This window comes from Hyphomicrobium sp., assembly GCF_009026145.1.
In the GTDB taxonomy this organism is placed as follows: Bacteria; Pseudomonadota; Alphaproteobacteria; order Rhizobiales; family Hyphomicrobiaceae; genus Hyphomicrobium_A.
In genome coordinates, this window is sequence record NZ_WBUE01000001.1 from 26313 (window position 1) to 47637 (window position 21325).

The 21325-nt window shown below is 65.4% G+C and carries 18 protein-coding genes; 10 read left to right on the plus strand and 8 right to left on the minus strand.

Translation table 11 applies throughout. The annotated features are described in order from the left end of the window. Window positions 1-15: 15 nt before the first annotated feature. The 5 genes from F9K20_RS00130 (at window position 16) to F9K20_RS00150 (ending at window position 7115) form a co-directional block, all read left to right on the plus strand. A complete protein-coding gene (locus tag F9K20_RS00130) occupies window positions 16-1188 on the plus strand; it encodes a malate--CoA ligase subunit beta (protein WP_290996768.1) in 1173 nt (390 codons plus the stop codon). 14 nt (window positions 1189-1202) lie between these two features. Then, window positions 1203-2102, plus strand: coding sequence for a succinate--CoA ligase subunit alpha (sucD, locus tag F9K20_RS00135; protein ID WP_290996769.1), 900 nt, complete (start codon window positions 1203-1205; stop codon window positions 2100-2102). Between the two features lie 277 nt (window positions 2103-2379). Beyond that, the gene (locus F9K20_RS00140) at window positions 2380-5238 is read left to right on the plus strand and encodes a phosphoenolpyruvate carboxylase (protein WP_290996770.1); all 2859 of its coding nucleotides are present in this window, start codon (window positions 2380-2382) and stop codon (window positions 5236-5238) included. A gap of 183 nt (window positions 5239-5421) precedes the next feature. After that, entirely contained in the window at window positions 5422-6030 is a 609-nt protein-coding gene (locus F9K20_RS00145) for a hypothetical protein (protein WP_290996771.1), read from the plus strand. Beyond that, window positions 6030-7115 (plus strand): XRE family transcriptional regulator, encoded by a 1086-nt coding sequence (locus tag F9K20_RS00150; protein ID WP_290996772.1) that lies wholly within the window; start codon window positions 6030-6032, stop codon window positions 7113-7115. The genes F9K20_RS00145 and F9K20_RS00150 overlap by 1 nt, the downstream gene beginning before the upstream one ends. 578 nt (window positions 7116-7693) lie before the next feature. Here F9K20_RS00150 and F9K20_RS00155 read toward each other — a convergent pair. Continuing rightward, the gene (locus F9K20_RS00155) at window positions 7694-8620 is read right to left on the minus strand and encodes a hypothetical protein (RefSeq protein ID WP_290996773.1); all 927 of its coding nucleotides are present in this window, start codon (window positions 8618-8620) and stop codon (window positions 7694-7696) included. Between the two features lie 122 nt (window positions 8621-8742). Here F9K20_RS00155 and F9K20_RS00160 point away from each other — a divergent pair, with 122 nt between their 5' ends. Together F9K20_RS00160 and F9K20_RS00165 are read left to right on the plus strand one after the other, a co-directional pair. Then, window positions 8743-9723 carry a polysaccharide lyase gene (locus tag F9K20_RS00160; RefSeq protein WP_290996774.1) on the plus strand — a complete coding sequence of 327 codons (981 nt, stop codon included), beginning with the start codon at window positions 8743-8745 and terminating at the stop codon, window positions 9721-9723. Between the two features lie 99 nt (window positions 9724-9822). Further along, entirely contained in the window at window positions 9823-10842 is a 1020-nt protein-coding gene (locus F9K20_RS00165) for a trypsin-like peptidase domain-containing protein (protein ID WP_290996775.1), read from the plus strand. A gap of 269 nt (window positions 10843-11111) precedes the next feature. Here F9K20_RS00165 and F9K20_RS00170 read toward each other — a convergent pair whose 3' ends face one another. The 5 genes from F9K20_RS00170 to F9K20_RS00190 all read right to left on the minus strand — a co-directional run bounded on the left by F9K20_RS00170 (window position 11112) and on the right by F9K20_RS00190 (window position 18124). Beyond that, window positions 11112-12575, minus strand: coding sequence for a thermonuclease family protein (locus tag F9K20_RS00170; RefSeq protein WP_290996776.1), 1464 nt, complete (start codon window positions 12573-12575; stop codon window positions 11112-11114). A gap of 122 nt (window positions 12576-12697) precedes the next feature. Next, window positions 12698-13711 (minus strand): cytochrome d ubiquinol oxidase subunit II, encoded by a 1014-nt coding sequence (gene cydB / locus F9K20_RS00175; protein ID WP_290996777.1) that lies wholly within the window; start codon window positions 13709-13711, stop codon window positions 12698-12700. Between the two features lie 3 nt (window positions 13712-13714). Then, entirely contained in the window at window positions 13715-15109 is a 1395-nt protein-coding gene (locus tag F9K20_RS00180; RefSeq protein ID WP_290996778.1) for a cytochrome ubiquinol oxidase subunit I, read from the minus strand. Window positions 15110-15274: 165 nt separating this feature from the next. Continuing rightward, a complete protein-coding gene (locus tag F9K20_RS00185) occupies window positions 15275-17626 on the minus strand; it encodes a serine/threonine-protein kinase (protein WP_290996779.1) in 2352 nt (783 codons plus the stop codon). A 330-nt stretch (window positions 17627-17956) separates the two neighbouring features. Beyond that, on the minus strand, window positions 17957-18124 hold the full coding sequence (locus F9K20_RS00190; RefSeq protein WP_290996780.1) for a hypothetical protein: 168 nt from the start codon (window positions 18122-18124) through the stop codon (window positions 17957-17959). On the opposite strand from F9K20_RS00190, the gene F9K20_RS00195 reads away from it, so the two are divergent. The 3 genes from F9K20_RS00195 to F9K20_RS00205 all read left to right on the plus strand — a co-directional run bounded on the left by F9K20_RS00195 (window position 18111) and on the right by F9K20_RS00205 (window position 20356). Beyond that, complete coding sequence (locus tag F9K20_RS00195; protein ID WP_290996781.1) at window positions 18111-18671, plus strand: FHA domain-containing protein; 561 nt, start codon at window positions 18111-18113, stop codon at window positions 18669-18671. The two genes, F9K20_RS00190 and F9K20_RS00195, sit on opposite strands and share 14 nt — an antisense overlap. Before the next feature lie 81 nt (window positions 18672-18752). Then, window positions 18753-19556, plus strand: a complete 804-nt coding sequence (locus F9K20_RS00200; RefSeq protein ID WP_290996785.1) for an FHA domain-containing protein — start codon at window positions 18753-18755, stop codon at window positions 19554-19556. Then, window positions 19556-20356, plus strand: a complete 801-nt coding sequence (locus F9K20_RS00205) for a protein phosphatase 2C domain-containing protein (RefSeq protein WP_290996786.1) — start codon at window positions 19556-19558, stop codon at window positions 20354-20356. Before F9K20_RS00200 ends, F9K20_RS00205 begins: the two co-directional genes overlap by 1 nt. A gap of 278 nt (window positions 20357-20634) precedes the next feature. Here the strand turns inward: F9K20_RS00205 and F9K20_RS00210 are convergent, their stop codons facing one another. Then, complete coding sequence (locus F9K20_RS00210; protein ID WP_290996787.1) at window positions 20635-21009, minus strand: hypothetical protein; 375 nt, start codon at window positions 21007-21009, stop codon at window positions 20635-20637. A gap of 54 nt (window positions 21010-21063) precedes the next feature. Further along, a complete protein-coding gene (locus F9K20_RS00215; RefSeq protein ID WP_290996788.1) occupies window positions 21064-21315 on the minus strand; it encodes a hypothetical protein in 252 nt (83 codons plus the stop codon). Window positions 21316-21325: the final 10 nt, after the last annotated feature.

Below are 21325 nucleotides of genomic sequence, written 5' to 3' on the forward strand. Positions count from 1 at the left end.
ATAGGGAACAAGAGAATGGATATCCACGAGTATCAGGCGAAAGAGCTTCTCTCGAAGTTCGGCGTGCCGATCCCCCGCGGCGGCCTCGCCTACAGCCCCGAGCAGGCCACCTATCGCGCCACCGAGATCGGCGGCAACAAGTGGGTCGTCAAGGCGCAGATCCACTCCGGCGCCCGCGGCAAGGCCGGAGGCATCAAGGTCTGCTCCAGCGACACCGAGATCGAGCGCGCGGCCGAAGCCCTGCTCGGCAAGAAGCTGGCCACACACCAGACGGGCCCGGCCGGCAAGCTCGTGTCGCGCCTCTACATCGAGGAGGCGACCGACATCGCCAAGGAGATCTACCTGGCGCTGGTCATGGACCGCGCGACCGAGCGCATCATGGTCGTTGCCTCGGCCGCCGGCGGCATGGAGATCGAGGAGATCTCGGCCAAGCAGCCCGACACCATCATCCGCGTGACGGTCGACCCGGCCGTCGGCATGCAGCAGTTCCAGGCGCGCGAGGTCGCCTACGGCCTCGGCGTCGACCCGGAGATCATCAACAAGCTGGTCCCCACCATCCTCGCCTGCTACCGCGCCTTCCGCGATCTCGACGCCACCATGGTCGAGATCAATCCGCTGGTCATCACCAAGGACAAGAACCTCGTCGCGCTCGACGCCAAGATGAGCTTCGACGACAACGCCCTGTTCCGCCGCCCGCACATCGCCGAGCTGCGTGACAAGAGCCAGGAAGACCCGCGCGAGACCTACGCCTCCGACCGCGGCCTCGCCTACGTCGGTCTCGACGGCGACATCGGCTGCGTGGTCAACGGCGCCGGCCTCGCCATGGCGACGCTCGACATGATCAAGCTGGCCGGCGGCGAGCCCGCCAACTTCCTCGACATCGGCGGCGGTGCCAGCCCCGAGCGTGTCGCCAAGTCGTTCAAGGCCGTCTTGAAGGACAAGAAGGTCAAGGCGCTGCTGCTCAACGTCTTCGCCGGCATCAACCGCTGCGACTGGGTGGCCAAGGGCGTCGTCGACGCCGTCAACGACCTGCAGATCAAGCTTCCCGTGGTCGTCCGGCTCGCCGGCACCAACGTCGAAGAGGGGCGCCGCATTCTCGACGAGAGCGGGCTGACCGTCATCACCGCCGAAACGCTGGCAGAAGCGGCGCAAAAAGCCGTCGCTGCCGCAAAAAGCGCCGCTCACTAAGGGAGATCGCTCACATGGCCATTTTCATCAACGAGAACACCCCGGTCCTCATCCAGGGCTTCACCGGGCGCATCGGCACCTTCCACGCCCAGGAGATGATCGACTACGGCACCAACGTCGTCGGCGGCGTGACCCCCGGCAAGGGCGGCACCACGCACCTCGGGCGTCCGGTGTTCAACACCGTCAAGGGCGCCGTGCAGGAGACGAATGCCGAAGCCTCAATCGTGTTCGTGCCGCCTCCGTTCGCCGCCGACGCGATCATGGAAGCGGCTGACGCCGGCATCAAATACTGCGTGTGCATCACCGACGGCATCCCCGCGCAGGACATGATCCGCGTCAAGCGCTACATGCGCCGCTACAAGAAGGAGAACCGCATGGTTCTCACCGGCCCCAATTGCGCCGGCACCATCTCTCCCGGCAAGGCAATGCTCGGCATCATGCCCGGGCACATCTACCTGCCGGGCCGCGTCGGCATCATCGGCCGCTCCGGCACGCTCGGCTACGAGGCCGCCTCGCAGCTGAAGGCGCTCGGCATCGGCGTGTCGACCTCGGTCGGCATCGGTGGCGACCCGATCAACGGCTCCTCGTTCCGCGACATCCTCGAGCACTTCGAGCGCGATCCGGACACGGACGCAGTGCTGATGATCGGCGAGATCGGCGGTCCGCAGGAGGCCGAGGGTGGCCAGTACGCCCGCGACCACATGAAGAAGCCGGTCGTCGCCTACATCGCCGGTCTCTCGGCGCCGAAAGGTCGCAGAATGGGCCACGCCGGTGCGATCATCTCGGCCTTCGGCGAGTCGGCACCGGAGAAGGTCGAAATCCTTAAGGGCTGCGGCGTCACCATTGCGCCGACGCCCTCCGAGATGGGTTCGACCGTTGCCGGCGTTCTCAGCTCGTTGAAGAAAGTCGCGTAAGAGCTTGGGGCCCGCCCTCATCGGGCGGGCCCGCACCCCCCGGCGACCCCGAGCTCTTCACGATTCGGCGTACTGCTGCGGGCTAGTGTGATGATCGAGAAGTCCGCCTCATCATTTGCGGCTCGCTCAAGAAGCGGACTTCTCGATCTGAATCACACTAGCACTTTGATTTTGCCAGTGTCCTTCAGATCGCGAAATTCGTTCTACATTTGCGGCACAAGGCGACGAATTTCGCGATCAGGACACTGGCAGCAGCACTTGCGGAGACGTGGAGACCATGATGCAGAAAGACGTGCAGCCGACCGCCTCCGGGAAGCTCGACGAGTTCCGGTTGCGCGACGAGCTCCGCGCGCTGCGCACGCAGATCCCCGACACGCCGGCGCTCAACCCCATCGTCAATCTCGCTTTCGATTTGTCGCGCCGGCTGGAAGCGGGCGACATCAGCTTTGCCGAGCTGAAAGCGCTGGCCGTGCGCCTGATGGACCGCGCCGGCGTGCAGCGCGCGCGACATCTGCGCGAGCGCGTCGGATTCGTCGACCGCGGCACGACCTACAAGGAGTTCGCCGATTTCGTCGAGAGCGCCGCCGCCGCGGCCGATTTCGAGACCTTCAAGGCACGGTGGGAGCGCGCCCGCACCGGCATCGTGCTGACCGCGCACCCCACGTTCGGCCTTTCCGACGCGCTATCGAAACGCATCGTCGAGATCGCCGTCGCCGACGAGGTTGACCCCAACACACGCATCGGCGTGCCGCACCGGCCCGACGACAATATCGACCTCGCCTACGAGCACGGGCGCGCGCAGAACGCCATCCAGAATCTGCGCAACGCCTACGTCGAGCTGCTCGACAGCTTCTTCTCGGCGGCCGTGCATCGCTTCGGCGACAAGGCTTATACGTTGCACCCCAAACTGGCGACCTTCGCCTGCTGGGTCGGCTACGACCTCGATGGCCGCACCGACATTGACTGGCGCAAGTCGTTCATCCTGCGCCTCAAGGAAAAGCGCGCCTCGCTGGGTGATATCCGCGAGCGCTTTCTCGCTTTGAAGAGCGAGTTGCCGGCCGATGGTGAGGCCCAACGCCTGTCGCGGCAAGTGACGGGCAAGCTCGACCTCACCCTCGCCGCGGTCGACGAGCAGATCGAGGCCCTCGGCAAGGTGATGACCACCGATGCCCCGCTCGCCGAGGCGGCCAATATCATCACACGCCAGGACGGCTACAACATCACCACCGTCGAGCCGATCGTCAGCGTGCTGCGGGCGCTCATCGACGTGCTCCCCGAAGGCAAGGGCAAGCGGGGCGTGGCGGTCATCGCGGGGCTGATGGAGGCGACCGGCCTCGGCACCGCCCACATCCACGTACGCATCAACGCCGTGCAGCTCAACAACGCCTTCCGCGCCTTCGTGCACGAGCCGTGGACGCGCGACCTGTCGGAAAGCCAGGCGCTGGCGCGCATCGTCGGCATGATCGAGACGGCGCGGCGCGAATCGGTCAATTTCGAATCGCTCGACCTCGAGACGGCGACGGCCATCCGCCAGTTTGCGCTCATCGCGCAGATCCACAAGCACGTCGACCGCGAGACCCCGATCCGCTTCCTCATCGCCGAGACGGAATCCCCGGCCACGGTGCTGATCGCGATCTTCTTTGCTACGCTGTTCGGCGTCGATCACATCACCGACGTATCGCCCTTGTTCGAGACCCCGCTCGGCCTCGAAACCGGCGCGCGCGTCGTCGAGCGGCTCTTGGAGGAGAAGGCGTATGTCAACTACGTGCGCCGCCGCCGCCGAATGGCCTTGCAGACGGGCTTTTCCGATGCCGGCCGCTTCGTCGGGCAGATCGCTGCGACGCTCGCCATCGAGCGTCTGCACCACGGCCTCGCCGACGCCATTGCCGGCGCCGACCTCAAAGGCATCGAGACGCTGATCTTCTCCACCCACGGCGAATCCATGGGCCGCGGCGCGCACCCGGGCGAGATGCGCACACGCCTGAATTACCTGTTCTCCGAGGAGTCGCGGCGTCGCTTTGCGCGGCACGCCATTCCGATCAAGCACGAGACGAGCTTCCAAGGTGGCGACGGCTACCTGTTCTTCGCCAACCGGCGGCTGACCACGCGCGCACTGGCAACCGTCGTCATGGACGGCGAGATCCCCGCCGAGGGCGAGGATCCGTTCTACGAGGACACCGACCTGCGCCTCGACTTCATTGCGCGCCTGCGCACCTATCAGGAGCACCTGTTCGCGCATCCCGGCTACCGCGCCGTGCTCGGCGCCTTCGGCGCCAACATCCTGTTCAAGACTGGCTCGCGGCCGGTGAAGCGGCAGATGGATGCCACCGGCGCCGTCGACCGCAGCGCCGTGTCGCGCATGCGCGCCATCCCCAACAACGCCATCCTGCAGCAGTTCGGCTACGTCGCCAACGTCGTCGCCGGTCTCGGAGCTGCCGTCGGCTCGGAGCGCGAGCGCTTCATCGAGCTGGCGCGTAATTCGCAGCGCATGCGCCCGCTGCTGGAGATGATCGCGCGCGGCAAGCAATTGTCCAGCCTCAACGCCATGGGCGCCAACGCCGTCGTCTTCGACCCGGGCTTCTGGGCCTGGCGCGCCTCGTGGGGGCGCGAGCCCAACCTCGATCCGGCCTTCCGCTCGCTCGCCTCGCTGCTGCTGTCCGACGATCGCAACGGCGAGATCAACAGTCTCGTGCACCATCTGCGTCTCGACGCGGTGGAGCTGCACACCATGCTGGAGGAGATCGGCCTGGAGGGCGGCAAGATCCCCGATGACACGCGTCTCGAGCTCGATCTTTTGCAGGCCATCCGCCTCGCCCTGATCATGCGCGTGTTCATCCTCGCCGCGCAGATGCCGCGCTTCTCGGCGCGCGGCGACGTCTCGCATCGCCAGTTGTTCGAGATGGCCCTGATGCTCGACGTGCCGGATGTCGTCGCCGTAATGCGCGAGGCCTTCCCGCGGCGCGCCAAGGAAGCCGGCGATCAGACGCAGTACACGGAGCCGGCCACCTACCGGCCGCACGGCATCGATGACTACGGGCGCGTCGAGACGGAGATCCTGACGCCGATGGAAGAGGCGTACGAACTCATCCGCGAGATCGGCACCGGCATCTCGCACCACTTCGGGGCCTTCGGCTGATCGGTAATTGCCATCCCGCGCTCAACCGGGGGGCCTTTGAGCATGAACCGGTCCCGGATGAGAAAAGGTCCGATAAACAAGGGACTAATGTACGCCGCGCATAGCGCGGCGCATATTTCGATGACAGACTCCGGAAAGATGAGGTAGGATCGCCGGGAAGCCGATTCGTCCGACGAGGCACCCATGCGAGCCAGCAAAGTAGAGATCCAGAAAGTTTTGGCCCGCAATGGCCGTGGAGCGGCCTTGAAGATGTCTATTCAGGAGGCATGGGCGGAACTGCAGACCGACTACCCACAACGGGGGTGGTGGCGCCGGAAAGGAACGCGAGCCGCAATCGTCTGGGAGCACACCGTCAAGAATGCAATCGACGCACTGGCCGATGATGCAGTCGTTGTCCCCCACAACGACACTGTCTCGCTGATTTTCGACGACCGAGTGCTTGTGCGAGTCAAGAAAGCAGACCTGGAACTCAAGTCGCGAAACTATCCTACGCGGCTAGCCCAGCTTTTCCATGTCCCGGAAGCTGACCTCTTTGGCTACGAAGCCTTGCAGCGAGTCGAGATCGTCTACGTCCTCAATCGCTTCGAAACCGAGATCGACTGGATTGGGATTGTTGCACGAGATGGGCACTCGGTGATCTGGCAGTTTGAACTTGAGGACGTTCCCGCCAACGTGGAGATTCTGCCGCTGGACGCCTCCACGCAGGAGGCCGGCGAAAAAACCGCCGAGAGTGTTGCTAAGCTCAAAAAAGGCGTCAGCGAGGAGCGAGAGAAGAACAACAAGGACACGTGATGCCAGATACGTTCAACAGCTCCTTGTTGCTACTTGCGAGGCAGTACCGCGGGATGAGTCAAAGTGAGGTCGCTCAAGCGAGCGGCATCAACCAGGGCCACTATTCGCGGATCGAGAATGGCCTCCTCGCCGAGGGGCCGAGCCAAGATAATGTTGTCCGGATAGCGAACGCACTCGGCTTCTCGACGACTTACTTCTTCGCTGATAGCGAAGTGGCTGGTTTGCCGCTAAGCGTTCACCCGTTCAACCGGAAGCGAGCTGCGCTCGGCGAGCGAGCGTTACGGAGCATACATGCTGAGCTGAACATTCGACTAATGCACATTCGCTGGCTGTTGAATGCTGTAGACCTGGCCCCGGAAGCACCGCTTCCCGAAATTGATCCTGACGAAGGTGGCGGCCCGGAAACCATTGCTCGCAAGATCAGGCAAGCGTGGACTATTCCTGACGGACCTATTTCGAATCTGACTCTGTTATGCGAGCGCGCCGGCGTTTTGGTTGTTCACTGCGAACTCGACCCACTGATCGATGGTGTTTCGATGCGCGTCCGCGGCCTGCCTCCGTGCATCTTTCTAAATAGGAACTCACCAGGAGGGCGCCTCCGCTTTTCTCTCGCGCACGAGCTTGGTCACGCAATAATGCATCGCGTGCCGACCGATACAATTGAAGATGAGGCCAACGCATTCGCTGCCGAGCTCCTCGTGCCCGAGCGAACTTTTCGACGGCAGCTGATAGGCCAGCGAGTAACTCTCGAGGTCTTGGCGAGACAGAAGGCGTATTGGAAGACTTCGATGAACTTTCTGCTCTATCGAGCGAGCAACCTTGGTGTGCTCAACCGAAACCAATCCGAGTACCTTTGGAAGCAGATGGCCGTTCGCGGATGGCGAACGAGCGAACCACAAGAGACCGAATTCGACAGAGAGAAGCCAAGTCTATTCTCCCGGATTGTCAGACTGCATTCAGAAGAACTCGGCTATAGCCTCGCTGACTTCTCCCGCTTCCTGCGAATATCGGAAGCCGACATTGCAACGATGTACGGCAGGGACTTGGTCGGTAAAGGCAAGCCAAAGCTATTCGTGGTTAAGTGATACCAACTCGGTATGCGTTGACCCGTATCAAAGAAGTGGTGCTGCTACGTCAGTGTCTGCCCCACGCCTGCACCGTTGCGCAGGCGCGCAATTATCCCCGCCCGCGCCGCTGCCCATAAGATCCCGCCAGCCCAACTCGAAGACCCGGGGTGCAGACGTGCGCTGGCGGATGTGCAGGAGATGGGCCGGCACGATCACGCCAGGGCCGTAAGCGTAGCCCTAGGACCTACTGTCGCCGACGCGAAAATGTCGGTGGGCCCCGGGCAGGGATGCGATCCGGGGAAGGCGGTTGGTCGGCGCTCGTGCCTGGGTGGGGCGGCGATGGCTGCATCCAACCAAACACGTATGAGGGCCAGGACCGCCCCGCTCCCCGTGCATCACCCCGGGCCTCTCCGCCGCGGGGCGCTGCCACCTGCCTTGCTCAGCTCTTTGACATCCCACGACGCGAAAACCGCGAATGCGGGCGGCACACTCCATCCCCCTTGTGGGGGGAGTGGAAGTGCGGAGGTGGCCACGACACTCAATGAAAAAAGGGCCGGCGTGAAACCGGCCCTCTCCGTTCAGTCAGGTGGCGCGGCTCAGTGCTTGCCCCACACCTGCACCGTGGCGTAGGCGCGCTCGCGCTTGGAGGTAGCAAGTGCGCGCGAGCGCCACGTCGCCTCGATCTCCTTGATGGTCGCACCCTGTTTCAGATCGACCGGCCCGAATGCGGCATCGGCGGCGATCTTGGTGCGCTTGGTCTCGATCTCGTCCTTGGCGCCATCGGTGTAGACGACGGCGAGGTTGGTCATCGTCACGTCGCGGTCCTTGACCGACACGCGCAGCTGCTTGAAGCCGCCCTCGTTCTGGCCGACCGGAATTTTCACGCGATCGAAGCCGATGCTGCCGGCCGTGTCGGTGCCGAGCAGCACCCAGCCGTCGTTGTATTTGCGGCCCTCGCCGTTGGGGCCGAGCCAGCCGCTTTCGTATTCGCCGAACACCTCCACGCGGGCCTGGCCCTTGAAGTCGGGCTTGGAGCGATAGACGAGCTGGATCTCCTTGATGAAGCCCTTGTGCTCGAGCGGGATCCATTCGGTCTTGCGGTCGGCGGGGATCTTCACGTCGGTAAGCAGCGTCTCCGTCGAGCCGTCGTCGAAGATCGCCTTCAGGTCGGTGATGAAGATCTCGTTCTTCAGCACGCGCAGGCGGATGCGGTCGAACTTGCCGATCTCGGAACCGACGCGGATGACGTCGCGGTCGACGAGAAAGCCGACGTCCTGCACGCCGAACAGCACCTCGCCGTTGTTCGCCTTGCCGGGAGGAATGGCGGACGTCTCCGGCGCGGTCTCGCGCGTGGCGACGCCGCGCGAACGCCGCCGCTTGGCCACCCCGACGAGAGGCGAAGCCGCCTTGCCGCTTGCGAGGACCTTGCCCAATGGCAGCACGGTCGCATCGCGCGCCTGGGGCATCGAGACCGCCCCCGCGGCCACCAAAACGAAGCCTGCCAGCGCCAGCCTGATCGTCATGAACCTCTCCCCTCGTTGGCGAAGACGCGCACCGACAAATCGGTCACAGCCGCTGCTTATTAGCTCAGTACGCGCGGCAACAAAAGCCGAGGCGCCCGATTAATCCCCGCCGACGCGGCCGAATGGACGCCCGCGACATCGATGGTGCCTGTGCGGCCGGCCTCGATCCGATTCGCGCAGAGGCGATCTTAACGACATCGGTGTACTGCAAGACGAGTTGTGGCGGCGACCGGCCACTGCCGCTGGCGGCGAACCTTGAGACCATGCAGAGCAAGCACCTCAATCTACTGATCAATAGCGGCGCCGTGCTCGTCGGTCTTATCGTCGTCGGCTACGTCGCCTACTCCGCCATCCACACCGAGGTCGAGCAACCGTGCAGCTCGCGCTACCCGGCACCGACGCGCTTTTCCCTGCAGACGGGCCAGGGCAAGCCGCTGAGCGCCATCGAGCTGCAGGCCCGCGCCGGGCTGCGCGATCTGGGCGTCATCGACAACGCCGCGGTCGTGCGCGTCGAGGGCGGCCCCTCGTCGGAGGCCCTGGAGGTAAAGCTGCGCAAGCTCCGCGGCAGCGACGACGCGAGCGATACGGCGCGCAACGGCATCGAGTTCCGCTGGTCACCGCCCGGCATTGCAGGCGCTACCTCGGCCTGTCTCAGCTACAGCGTTTGGTTCCCTGACAAATTCGCCTTCGGTGGCGGTGGCGTGCTGCCGGGCGTATTTGGCGGCGTGCCGGCAACGCAAAAGCTGCCGGCAGCGAGCGATCAATTATCGATCACTCCTCAATGGGACTACGAGGGCAAGCCTGTGCTTGCCGCAACCGTCGGCGGTGGCGACGTCCGCCGCATGCTCGGCAGCGAAACGCCATTGCCGACCGAGCGGTGGATCCCGGTGCAGCAGGAGGTCATCCTCAACGCGCCGGGTCAGGCGAACGGCGTCGCGCGACTGTGGATCGACGGCACGCTGATCGTGGACGATCAGGGCCTGCAGCTGCGCAAGGATGCCAAAGCGGTGCTAGCCGGCGTCCTCGTCGCGGCCGGCTACAGGCGCGCGCCGCCCGAGCCCGGGATGCTGCGCTTCTCGCCGTTCGAGATCGCCTGGCGCTAGGCGCGACGGCGACACTTCCCAAGTCGGCCCTCCGCTCCCCATATGAGCACACGACGCGCTGGCGCCTGCGCTAGCGCCGACCGGCAAGGGGAGACGAGCATGCGAAATGCGTTTGGCTTTTTGGGCTCCGCACAACCGCGCGGGGGCGGCATTCCGACCGGCCCGGTGGCTGGCGACGCGGATGAAGCGCTGCTCGATTCTTATTCTCGCGCCGTGGTCGATGCGGTCGACAGCGTGGCCCCTGCCGTCGTGCATGTCGAGATCGCCGGCCTTCGCCAGGGGCGGCGCGCCGATGGCACGGGGTCGGGCGTCGTCGTCTCGCCCGACGGGCTCATTTTGACCAACAATCATGTCATCGACGGCGCGCGCGAGATCGCCATATCGACGTCCGATGGGCGCAAGTTCGGCGCGCGCGCACTCGGCCGCGATCCGGACACGGACCTGGCGGTGCTGCGCGGCGAGACGGGGGAGACGCTGCCCGCGGCGCGGCTCGCCAATTCCAAGGCGGTACGCCCAGGGCAGATCGCCATTGCCATCGGCAATCCGCTCGGCTTCCAGTCGACGGTTACGGCCGGCATCGTCAGCGCCGTCGGCCGCTCGCTGCGCGCCCAGAACGGCCGGCTCATCGGCGACATCATACAGACCGACGCCGCGCTCAACCCGGGCAACTCCGGTGGGCCGCTGGCCAATTCCGCCGGTCAGGTGATCGGCATCAACACGGCCGTCATCATGGGCGCGCAAGGCATCTGCTTCTCCGTCGCCTCCAACACGGCGCTGCATGTGCTGACGCAAATTCTGGCTCACGGACGCGTGCGACGCGCACGCATCGGCGTCGTCGCCGAGCAGGTACCGCTGCCGGCGCGCGTTGCTTACAGGGCAGGGCTATCGCAGGCGAGCGCGGTGCGCATCCGCGAGGTGCAGGCGGGTAGCCCGGCGGCCCAGGCGGGGCTGAACAGCGGCGACCTCATCGTGCGCCTCGATGGCGCGACGGTTACCGGCGTCGACGACCTATTCCGCATGCTCGATGAGCGCCGCATCGATACGGCGGTCACGCTAACGGTTGTGCGCAGCAGCGTGCCAACCGACGTCGAGGTGCGGCCGATAGACCGCGAGCAATAGAATGTGCAGCAATTGAGTACTTTTGCATTCCAATATACTGGTTTATTGCACTGCAGTGCAAAGCGGCGCCAACTACAAACATTACGCTATTGTAAGTTGTTTCTTAACTGTTGCAGGAAACGACGGCGGAATTCCTTGCAAAATGGGCCCCTATAGTATTGAATGACGGTCCGAACGTGGCGCCCTCCCACCTGTCCCCCCTAAGCGGCGTCACGCATCGCAGCCCGCGCTCTTCCCCCGGAGCGCGGGCTTTCCTTTTCTGGCGCGCGCTACGATTGCTCGGAGGGCTTGAAGCCTGCTTCGCGCGCCTCACTTTCCGAGCAGAACCAACGCTCGCCGCGGCTCGCACTCACCCTAACCCGCTCATAGCCGCGCGCCCACGGCACGACATAGAAGCGCCGCCCGCCGCGCACGTTGCCCTTGATCGGACAGCCGTCGGGCGCCTCGCGCTTGGCCTCCTCCCACTTCTGCGCGCGATAGTCGGAAGGGCGCATTGCCTGTCCCACCCAAAGGCCGGCCTTGCTGGCACGCGCCTCGTCCTCCAGCCCCCGATACGAGGCGAACAGGCCGGTGGCGGCAAACACATGCCCGCCGCGCACGAGCTCGGCAGCAATATCGCGATCGTCGATCTCACAGTCGCCACTGCTGTAGCCTTCGGAGCTGTCGGAGACTTCGCACGTGACGCGCCCGCTGCGCAGAATGCCGGCCAGCGCCTGGCGGGCGGTGCGTCCGCACGACCAATCCCGGCCGTCGGCATCGGTGCACATCTGATCCGGCTCGGGCGCCTCGATGCCGTTGAGACGCACGATTGTGGAGCCGATGCGCAGCGTGTCGCCGGTCACCGCCGTGCCGCGCCCTTCGACGTCGCCGTCAGCGGACTCGCGGGCTACCTCGCGCCGCTCCTGCGGAGTGAGGCTCGCCGTCGTCAAAGCGCCATCGGGGATAGACCACCAAGCCAGCATCGCAAGCAGGGCGAGGACGACAACAGCGAAGCCCGTCTGCACGGCTGGCCTGTTGCCAGTACCAGCGAAGCGGCCGCGCAGTCGGGCCGCTGCGGACGCAGCGGGTGAGGAAAGCCATGCCGGCACCCTGGATGTCCCGTGCGCGAGCGCCAGTGCGCCGAGCAGGCCCAGCCCGATCAGCAGGGCGATCCACGTGTCGCGCTCGAAGCCGTTGGCGAAGGCGCGGATGATGCCGCCGAGAAGCGCGACGGCGCCTGCGATGAGCAGCGGCAGGCGGATGCTCGGCTGCCGCAACAGGCGACCGACCGGCGCCAGCAGCGGGCCCAGGTAGTCGACCGCGATGGCGGCAAGCGTGCGCAGCACCGCCCAGGTGTAGGCGAGTGCCGACAAGAGCGCGGCGCCAAATCGCCGGAGATAGTCGCGGGCGACGGGAAGCCCGGCGCGCAGCTTGGCGCCGGCCGCCTTGGCGCCGGCAACACCGAGCTTGGCGCCCCGCTCACCGTAATGGAGCGCGCCGTGACCTACGGCCTTGGCGCCGGCAGCGCCTATCACCGCGCCTTGGTGACCCACATGAACGGCACCGCGTCCAACCGCCTTGGCGCCCTCGGCGCCGGCCGCCGCACCGCGCTGCCCTGCCGCCTTTAGCTGCTCGACGGCGGCCTTGCCAGCCTCGCTGACGCGATCGCGCCGGTGCTTGCGACGCACGAGGATCGTCGTGCGCACGTACTCGCGCCACTCAAATCCATCGTTGCGCTTGCGCCAGCCGAGCATGCGGCCTCCGAAACATGATGCGAAATAGACGGCGGCGCTGCCATTGCAGCGAATCGCAGGCTGCTAACGAACCTGCATGAGATGATGGCAGGGCTTTGGCCCCCGCGAATCACTGCAATTCCTTAGTGGTAGCCCTCGCCTTCGCGCACTTTCCCGCGGAACGTCCAGTAGACGAAGACCGTGTAGCCCAAAATCAACGGCAGCATGATGAGCACGCCCACGAGCATGAAGATCTGCGACTGCGGAACGGCGGCCGCATCCCAGAAGCTCAGCGTCGGCGGCACCAGGTACGGCACGTTGGAGATGGCGAGCCCGAGGAAGCCGAGCAGGAACAGCGATACTGCCGACAGGAAGGGAACTACCTCGCGGCCCGTGACGAGCCCCCACCAACAGGCGAAGGCGGCGGCAGCGGTGAGCAGCGGTACCGGCGACAGGTAGAGGATGTTGGGCCAGCTGAACCAGCGCTCGGCAATGCGCTCGAAGGCGAGCGGCGTCCACAGGCTAACGATGGCCATGGTCGCGAGCACCGCCAGTAGCAGGTACTGCGACCAGCGACGCGCGTTCACGGCCAGCTCGCCCTCCGTCTTCATCACCAACCATGTGGTGCCGAGCAGCGCGTAGCCAACGACGAGCGCCAGGCCGGTGAACAGCGGGAAGAGCGCGAACCAGTCGAGCGCGCCGCCGGCGAACTGATTGTTCTGCACGTTGATGCCCTGCAGGTAGCCGCCGAGCACGACCCCTTGCATGAATGTGGCGACGATCGAGCCGTAGGCGAAGGCGTTGTCCCACAGCCGATGGTCCGGCTTTGCCGTCCAGCGGAACTCGAAGGCGACGCCGCGGAAGATGAGGCCGAGCAGCATGATGGTGATCGGCAGGTAGAGCGCCGGCATGATCACTGCATAGGCGAGCGGAAAGGCGACGAGCAGGCCACCGCCGCCGAGCACGAGCCACGTCTCGTTGCCGTCCCAGAAGGGCGCCACCGAGTTCATCATCACGTCGCGGCGCTCCTCCTCGGGCGTGAACGGGAAGAGGATGCCGAGGCCGAGATCGAAGCCGTCGAGGATGACGTACATCGCCACGGCGACGCCGATGATGGCGGCCCACACCACGGGGAGCCAATAGGTGATCGCTTCCATGGCTCAGGTCCCTTCCATGGCTTCGTGCGCCGCCGGCTCGGCCGCGGCGAGCGGGCGCGACGGCAGACCTTCGGGCGGCTCGGCAGCGGTGCCCTTGGGCCCGTACTCGATCAGGCGGTTGATGTAATAGATGCCCATCGAGAACACGACGCCGTAGACGAGGACGAAAAGTACGAGGGTCAGGAGCACGGACGAAGCGCCGACGGGCGAGGCGGCATCGGCCGTGCGCAGGATTCCGGCAGCGATCCATGGCTGGCGCCCGACCTCGGTCGTGTACCAGCCGGCGAGGATGGCAATGAAGCCGAGCGGCCAGGCGTGCTGAGTGGATTGGAGATACCAGCGCGTAGCGAACAGCCGTCCCCTGATCCATAGCCAAGCGCCCACAAAGCCCACGACCAGCATCAGCACGCCCATGCCCACCATGAGGCGGAAGGACAGGAACACCGGGAACACGGGCGGGCGATCGCCCGGCGCAAACTCCTTGAGACCGGGAAAGAGGCCGTCGGCGGTATGGGTGAGAATCCAGCTCGCGCCGTTGGGAATCGATATCTCGAAGTCGTTGCGTTCCTCGGTCTCGTTGGGGATGGCAAACAGCACCAGCGCGCCAGGCTTGCTGCCATCCCAGTGGCTCTCGATGGCCGCGACCTTAGCCGGCTGGTGCTGCAAGGAATTGAGTCCGTGCTGGTCGCCGATGAGGACCTGCAGCGGGGCCAGTATGACGACCATGCCGAGGCCCATGCGCATCATGGTCTTGGCCTCCTCCGGGAAGCGGCCCTGGAACAGATAACGCGCACCGACGGCCAGCACGACCAGCGAGGTCGTCAGGTAGGCAGCGGTGAACATGTGCGCGAAGCGATAGGGGAAGCTGGGGTTGAAGATGACGGCGATCCAGTCGACCGGATAGGCGATGCCGTCGCGCACCTCATGCCCGGCCGGCGTCTGCATCCAGCTATTGGCGGCGAGAATCCAGAAGGCGGAGAGCGAGGTTCCGACGGCGACGAGGATCGCGGCGAGGACGTGAATGTTGGGCGGCACGCGCTGCCAGCCGAACAGCATGATGCCGAGGAATGTCGCCTCGAGGAAGAAAGCGGTGAGCACTTCGTAGCCGAGCAGCGGGCCGAGCACATTACCGACCACGACGGAGAAGTTGCTCCAGTTGGTGCCGAACTCGTACGACATGACGATGCCGGACACGACACCCATGGCAAAAGACACGGCGAAGATCTTGGTCCAGAAGCGGGCGAGGCGGTGCAGGTGGTCGCGCCCCGTCATGCGCCAGCGCACCAGCAGAGTGGCAATGAAGGCCGCGAGCCCAATGGTGAAGCTCGGGAAGATGATGTGAAAGGAGACCGTGAAAGCGAACTGGATTCGGGCCAGCAGAACTGCATCTAGATCCATGGCACCCGCTTCGCGTTTCTTCTCTTGGACTGCACGATCATTGTGGCGCGGTTCGACGACGGCGTCGAGACAGACGACTGCGCGCCGCGTTTCCGCATGACAAGCTGTGCACAGGAGGAGAATTCCTCCGTGCCGAGCACATCGCGCCAAGACGCAGATACGGCGCTATTCCTGCGCCACTGGCCCGAGCGGGATCGCCCACAGCCGCACGCGGCCGTCGACGCCGGCGGAGGCGAGATGCTGTCCATCGGGGGCGAAGGCGACGGCCGTGGCGCCGCCGACGTGCCCAGTCAAAGCGCGCACAACGCGCCCGCGCCGCAGATCCCACAGCCGCACGGTGCCGTCCTCTCCAGCCGAGGCGAGCTCGTCGCCGGATGGCGAGAAGGCGAGATCGGCGACGCGCCCGCGATGGCCGCTCAGGGCGCGCAGGCGGCGCGAGGACATCACCGACCAGATCTGGATGCGTCCATCGAGTGCGCCGGCGGCGAGCAATTTGCCGCTGTGCGAGAAGGCGACGGAGGTCACGAAGTCGCGCGGGCCCCTGAACGCCCGCTTCAGCGTCAACGTGTCGAGGCTCCACACGCGCACGGTCTTGTCGGCACTGCCGGAGGCGAGGAGCAGCTGCTGGGGCGAATAGGCGAGCGACTGCACGGCGTTCTCATGGCCGTCGAGCACCTGCAGCGGCGCCGCGGCCTGGCGCGCGTCCCACAGCGTCACCTTCCAGTCGTGGCTGGCGGTGGCGAAGCGATCGGGATCGCCGGTAAAGGCGACGGCCCAAATGTTCGCCTCGTTGCGCTGCACGGTGGCGAGCTTCTCGGCGCGATCGATGTCCCACAGCACAACCTTGCCGTTGGCGTGGCCGGTGAGTGCACGCGAGCCGTTGAGGGCGAGGGCCGTGGCCGCCCCGTCGTCGAGCTCGATGGTGCGAACGAGGTTACGGTGGGCCGCATCCCATACCTTCATGCTGCCGTCGGCGCCGGTGGTGACGATGCGGCGCCCGTCGTCCGAGTAGATTGCAGCGGAGACCGAGCCGCGGTGGGCCTCGATTTCGGCGATCGGGGTCACGAGCGCCGGCGCTTGCGGCTGTTGCACTTGCAGCTGGCCGGTGGTGATGCCCGTCGTCACCGCCGAGCCACGGCTCTCGAACTGCGGGAAGCGGTCCTGCATGGCGACGGCAGCGCTGGCGACGCCGACACCGACGAGCAGCTTGAAGACGATGGGTAGCAGGCTGGGCCGGCTGCCCTTCAGGCGGCGCGGCCGCGCCGGCGCCTTGACGACGACCAGCGCGCGCTCCTTGGGAATCGGCTTTTTCGACTGCGATTTCTTCTTGATGACCGGCTTCTTGATGACCGGCGCGGGCGGTGGCGGAGCCTCGAGCTTTACTGTCTGCGCGGACGCAGCCGCCGGCGCAGGCGTGACCGGCTCGGGGGCGGGCGCGGCTTCCGCCACCGGCTTCTTGCGTAGGCCCTCGAGGAAATCCAGAAGGCCGCCCTTGGGTCCTGGGACATCGGGAGGCGGCGGTGTCGGGGTAGACGCGATGGGCGCCGTAGCAGCTGCTGCCGGCGCGGGCTCCGCCTCTTCCTTGTCCTTGCGATTCTTGGCGCGCCCGGCCGTGCGTCCCAGCCAATTGGTGCGTACAGGATCGGGGGCGAGCAGATCACCGCGCCAGGCCGGAATCGACTGCGGCCGCGCCTCGACATTCAGCGCCAGGGCTTTGTCGATGGCCTTGAGGAATCCGGCGCGGTAGGAGCTGAGCGCCGCCTCGCGGGCGGCAATGAGCTCATCCTTGACCATGCGCGAGGGCGCGTCCGGCGGCCGCTTGCCGGTGACCGCGTGATAGAGGGTCGCTCCGAGGGCATAGATGTCGGTCCACGGCCCTTGCTTGCGGCTCGTCTCGGCGTACTGCTCGTAGGGGCTGTAGCCCGGCTTGACCAGCGCCGACACGGTCTTGGTGTGCGAGGCGATCTCGCCTCGCGCCGAGCCGAAGTCGATCAGCACCGGATCGCCCGACTTGCGGATGATGATGTTGTCGGGGGCGATATCGCGATGCAGGAAGTCCGACTTGTGGATCAGCTCAAGCGCATCGAGCAGGGGCCCGAGGATGGCATCGAGCTCCTTCTGGCGCGGCGCGCGACCTAGGCCCTTCAGCCAGGCCTTTAGGCTTTGTCCCTCCTCGAAGTGGAGGACCATGTAGCCGGTGTTGTTCGCGCGGAAGTAGCGGTAGACGCGCACGATGTTCGTATGGTCGAACTTGGCAAGCGTCTGCGCTTCCTCGATGAAGCGGTCGAGGCCCCAGCGGTAGTCGCCGGCGCAGTCCTGCGAGCGCGGCGCCGCATCAATGCCGCCGTTGCGCGCGGCGATATCGCTCGGGAAATACTCCTTGATCGTCACCAGACGGGCGAGGGCGATCTCGTCGGCGAGGTAGGTCACGCCGAATCCACCGGCACCCAGCACGCGCTCGATGCGATAGTCGCCGACCAGCTCCGTTCCGTTTGGCAGCGCAATGAGATTCGTCATGGCTCTCCGTGACGTCGGTGATCCGGCTCGCATGCTACGCGCCACGCCGCTCGTCAATTGCCGTACTGCCTCCGACACACTTGTGACGCAGAAATGTGGCGGTGGCTTGAGCATGGCCGAGCTGCGAACAAATCTGAGCTAGTGTGATGATCGAGAAATTCGCCATCAATCAGCCGCGAGGGATCGAGCGAATTTCTCGATCTGAATCACCCTAGCAAGTCTATGATTCTGGTGTCCCTTTGATTCCGAGGTTCGCTCCTGGTCCAGCCGCGAACCCTGGCGAACTTCGGAATCGGGACACTAGCGACGCCGAATGCCATGTTCTCGCCCTCATGCAGCCGGAGGCTGCACCTTGATTTGATCCGAGACGAAGACCATGAGATCGCCGTGGTCGCCACTGCCGAGGTTGTTGGTTGCCTCCGTCGCGATCTCCCAAGCCAATGTTGCAGCAGCAGCGCCCACAACCGGGCCGGGACGCGCCGTGGTGATCTCCGACATTGTCCCGCTGGCGACGCCGACCGCCGATGCTTGGCTGCAGCTCAATGCATGGCTCGGCGACAGCTATAGCCGCGCGCCGGCGCTGATGCTCGTGCTGGCGGCGCTGGTCGCGCTGCCGCCGCTGGCGATCGCCGGCCTGATGCTGCGCCGACAGCGACGCTCGCCCGATTCGACCGTGTTGCTCTCGCGCCCGTCACAGCGCGGCGCGACCGCAGCGCGCAGTTTCACGACGCGCACCGAGCTGTCGGCGTGGCCCACGGAGGCTTGGGTGGAGCTTGCCGGCCGGCGGCACGTCATCGGGCGCACCATGCTGCGCATCGGCCGCGAGGCCGACAACGACATCTGTCTGTCGGAGAAGACTGTGCACCGCTATCACGCGGTAATCCGGCGCACCACCGACGGGGACGTGGTCATCACCGATCTGTCGGGTGCCGACGGCAACGGCGTGCTCATCAACGGCGCGCGCGTCGGCGAAGGACGGCTCAGACCCGGTGACGTCATCGGCATCGGCGAGGTGAAACTGAAATTCGACGCGCGGCCCGTTTAGCCCATGCATGCCTTATCGCTCGAGATGCGGATGCTGCAGGTCTGGCGGGCCTTGTCCTCGACCATGAAAGGGAAAATGCATATGTCGGAAGAACGCCAAGGCACAACGGAGGTCACCATGTCTCAGCAGGGCGTAAAGTCTGGCCGCTTCCTCGGCTCGCTCAAGGATGCGCTCGCGGCTGCGAGCCGCGACGACACGCACCGTGGCGCCGCGCCCGCCCCCATCGAGCCGACAACGCAGCTTACTGCCAAAGCCGAGGTGACCAAGACTGCGGTCGCCGAGCCGGTCAAAAGCGAGGCCGTACCGGCGGTGGCAGCCTCGGGCACCGGCCTCAGTGCCGCTGAAGCCGCGCGCGAGGTGAAGGGCCAGACGTCGCTGAAGCCGCAGGACAAGCACGTCGAGTTCGGCACGCCGCCGACGACGCGTGTCGTGCGGGGCGGACCTCCGAAGGTAGAAACCGACGCACCCCGCACGCAGCTCGTGCGCGGCAAGGTGCAGGTCAAGCGCGGCGAGTTCGAGCAGGACCCGGTGGTCGGCTGGCTGGTCATCGTCGGCGGCGCCGGCATGGGCTGCTTCCGGCCGATTTTCGAGGGCAACAACACTGTCGGCCGCGCCAAGACGCAGCGCATCCCGCTGGATTTCGGCGACGACACAATTTCCTCGGAAGAGCAGGCCTACATCCGCTATGATTCGGCCGCACGATCGTTTCTTTTCGTGCCGAACCTGGCTAAGACCAACGTCGTTTCGATCAACGACAAGCGCCCCACCGGCGCGGTCGAGCTGCACCAGATGGACGTGATCACGATCGGGCGCACCCAGCTCGTGTTCGTGCCATTCTGCGGAGCAGAGTTCGACTGGGCCGAGCTGACCGATGCCAAGGACTGATGCAGGCATACGACCACGCCGCGCGCGCCACCAAGGGTGCGCGCGATTATCAGGAAGACTCGAGCGCGTTCTGGCCGCCTAAGGATCGGGCGGCCGGAGGCGCCGATGTGCCTCCGACCGCCAACGCCACGCGGCTCGTCGCCGTGCTGGCCGACGGGATGGGCGGTCATACCGCCGGCGCGCTCGCCAGCCGCATGGTGTGCGACAGCTTCATCTCCGCCTACGCGGGGCTCAACGGCTCGCGCTCGGAGCGGCTGATCAGGTCGCTGCGCTCGGCGAACGAATCGATCGCCGCGCAGGTGCGCGCCAACCCGACGTTGTCCGGCATGGGCACGACGCTGGTCGCCGCCGTGTTCACCAACGAAGGCGTCGAGTGGGTGAGCGTCGGCGACAGCCCGCTGCTGTTGTTCCGCCGCGGCGAGATCGCGCTCTTGAACGAGGACCACTCGCTCGCACCCGAGCTCGACCGCCTCGCCGAGATCGGTGCGATCACCCCCGAGCAAGCGAAGGCCGATCCGCGCCGGCACATGCTGCGCTCCGCCGTCACCGGCGACGATCTCGATCTCGTCGACGTCTCGCGCCGGCCGCTCGTGCTCGAGGAGGGCGACTACGTCATCCTGGCCAGCGACGGCCTGCAGACGCTGGACACCTCCGAGATCCAGCGCATCGTCTCGGCGTATGCGGACGATGGCGCCGAGGCGGTGGCCAATGCGCTGATCCGCGCCGTGGAGGCGATCCGCGATCCGCACCAGGACAACACGACGGTATTGGCCGTGCGCCCGCTGCCGGAGTCCGCTTAACGGCCTAACCGGTTGCGAGCAGACAGTTTATTGCCACGGCGCGTCGATCGTCTGAAAATTGGGCAAGTCCGACTTAGCCGTGGATAACGCGGCGGTGGCCGTAACTCCTTGTACGTACCACCGTCGGCTGCATGCTAATTCGGTGTCGTTCTGGACTTAACTGTTCAATCTCAGAAAGTGAGTGATCGTCATGGCTCAGAACGAAAAAACCTCCGCGCGAGTGTCCTCCATCGCTTCCAAGGCGCTGCAGAACCCGAGTTCTTTGAGCCCCTCGGTGATCAAAGAGCTGGCTGCGTCCGTGCTGACCCAGTCTCCCGATCGTCAGCAATCGCAGCAACCGCAGCCGCAGAAAAAATAGTCCCGTCTTCGGTCAGCCTCTCGACTGACAGGACGCAGCGAGTGGGTATCGTCATGATCCCGCTCGCTTGTGCATTTTGTGGGTGGTCGAGATCGCCGACGTTCTGACAGACGACCTTCACGTCGGGATCGTCGCGCAGCAGCCAGCCGACGGTCGCAACCTCCACGGCAGTCGTCGGCGGCAGCGCCGAGAGATAGCGCCAGCTGCCACAAGGCTGGCGGCTGTCCTGCCAGCGAATAATGACCAAGGGGCATTTATCGGGCATCGCGTCCCCGCCTGATTCGTTGTGAATCATAGCAGAGTCAAAGTCTTCCGACTCTCCCTTCGGGCCCGCGGCCGGAAGTGGAGCTCAGTCGTCGTCTCCGTCACACTTCCATTCTTCCTTGTAGTCGCCGTCACGCTCCCACTCGCGTTCGACTTCGCAGGGGCCGTGCCGAAACTCTTCCCTATGCTCGCGGGCATAGGCGTACTCCCGGCCGTGCGCGTGCGCGCGGTATTCGCCGCGCCATCCGCCGTGCCCACTTTCATCCTTCCATGGATCGGCAGAGGCCGGCCCCCCGATGAGTATCAGGGCGGCCAAAATCGCTAGCGGTAGCTTCATTGGATCTCCT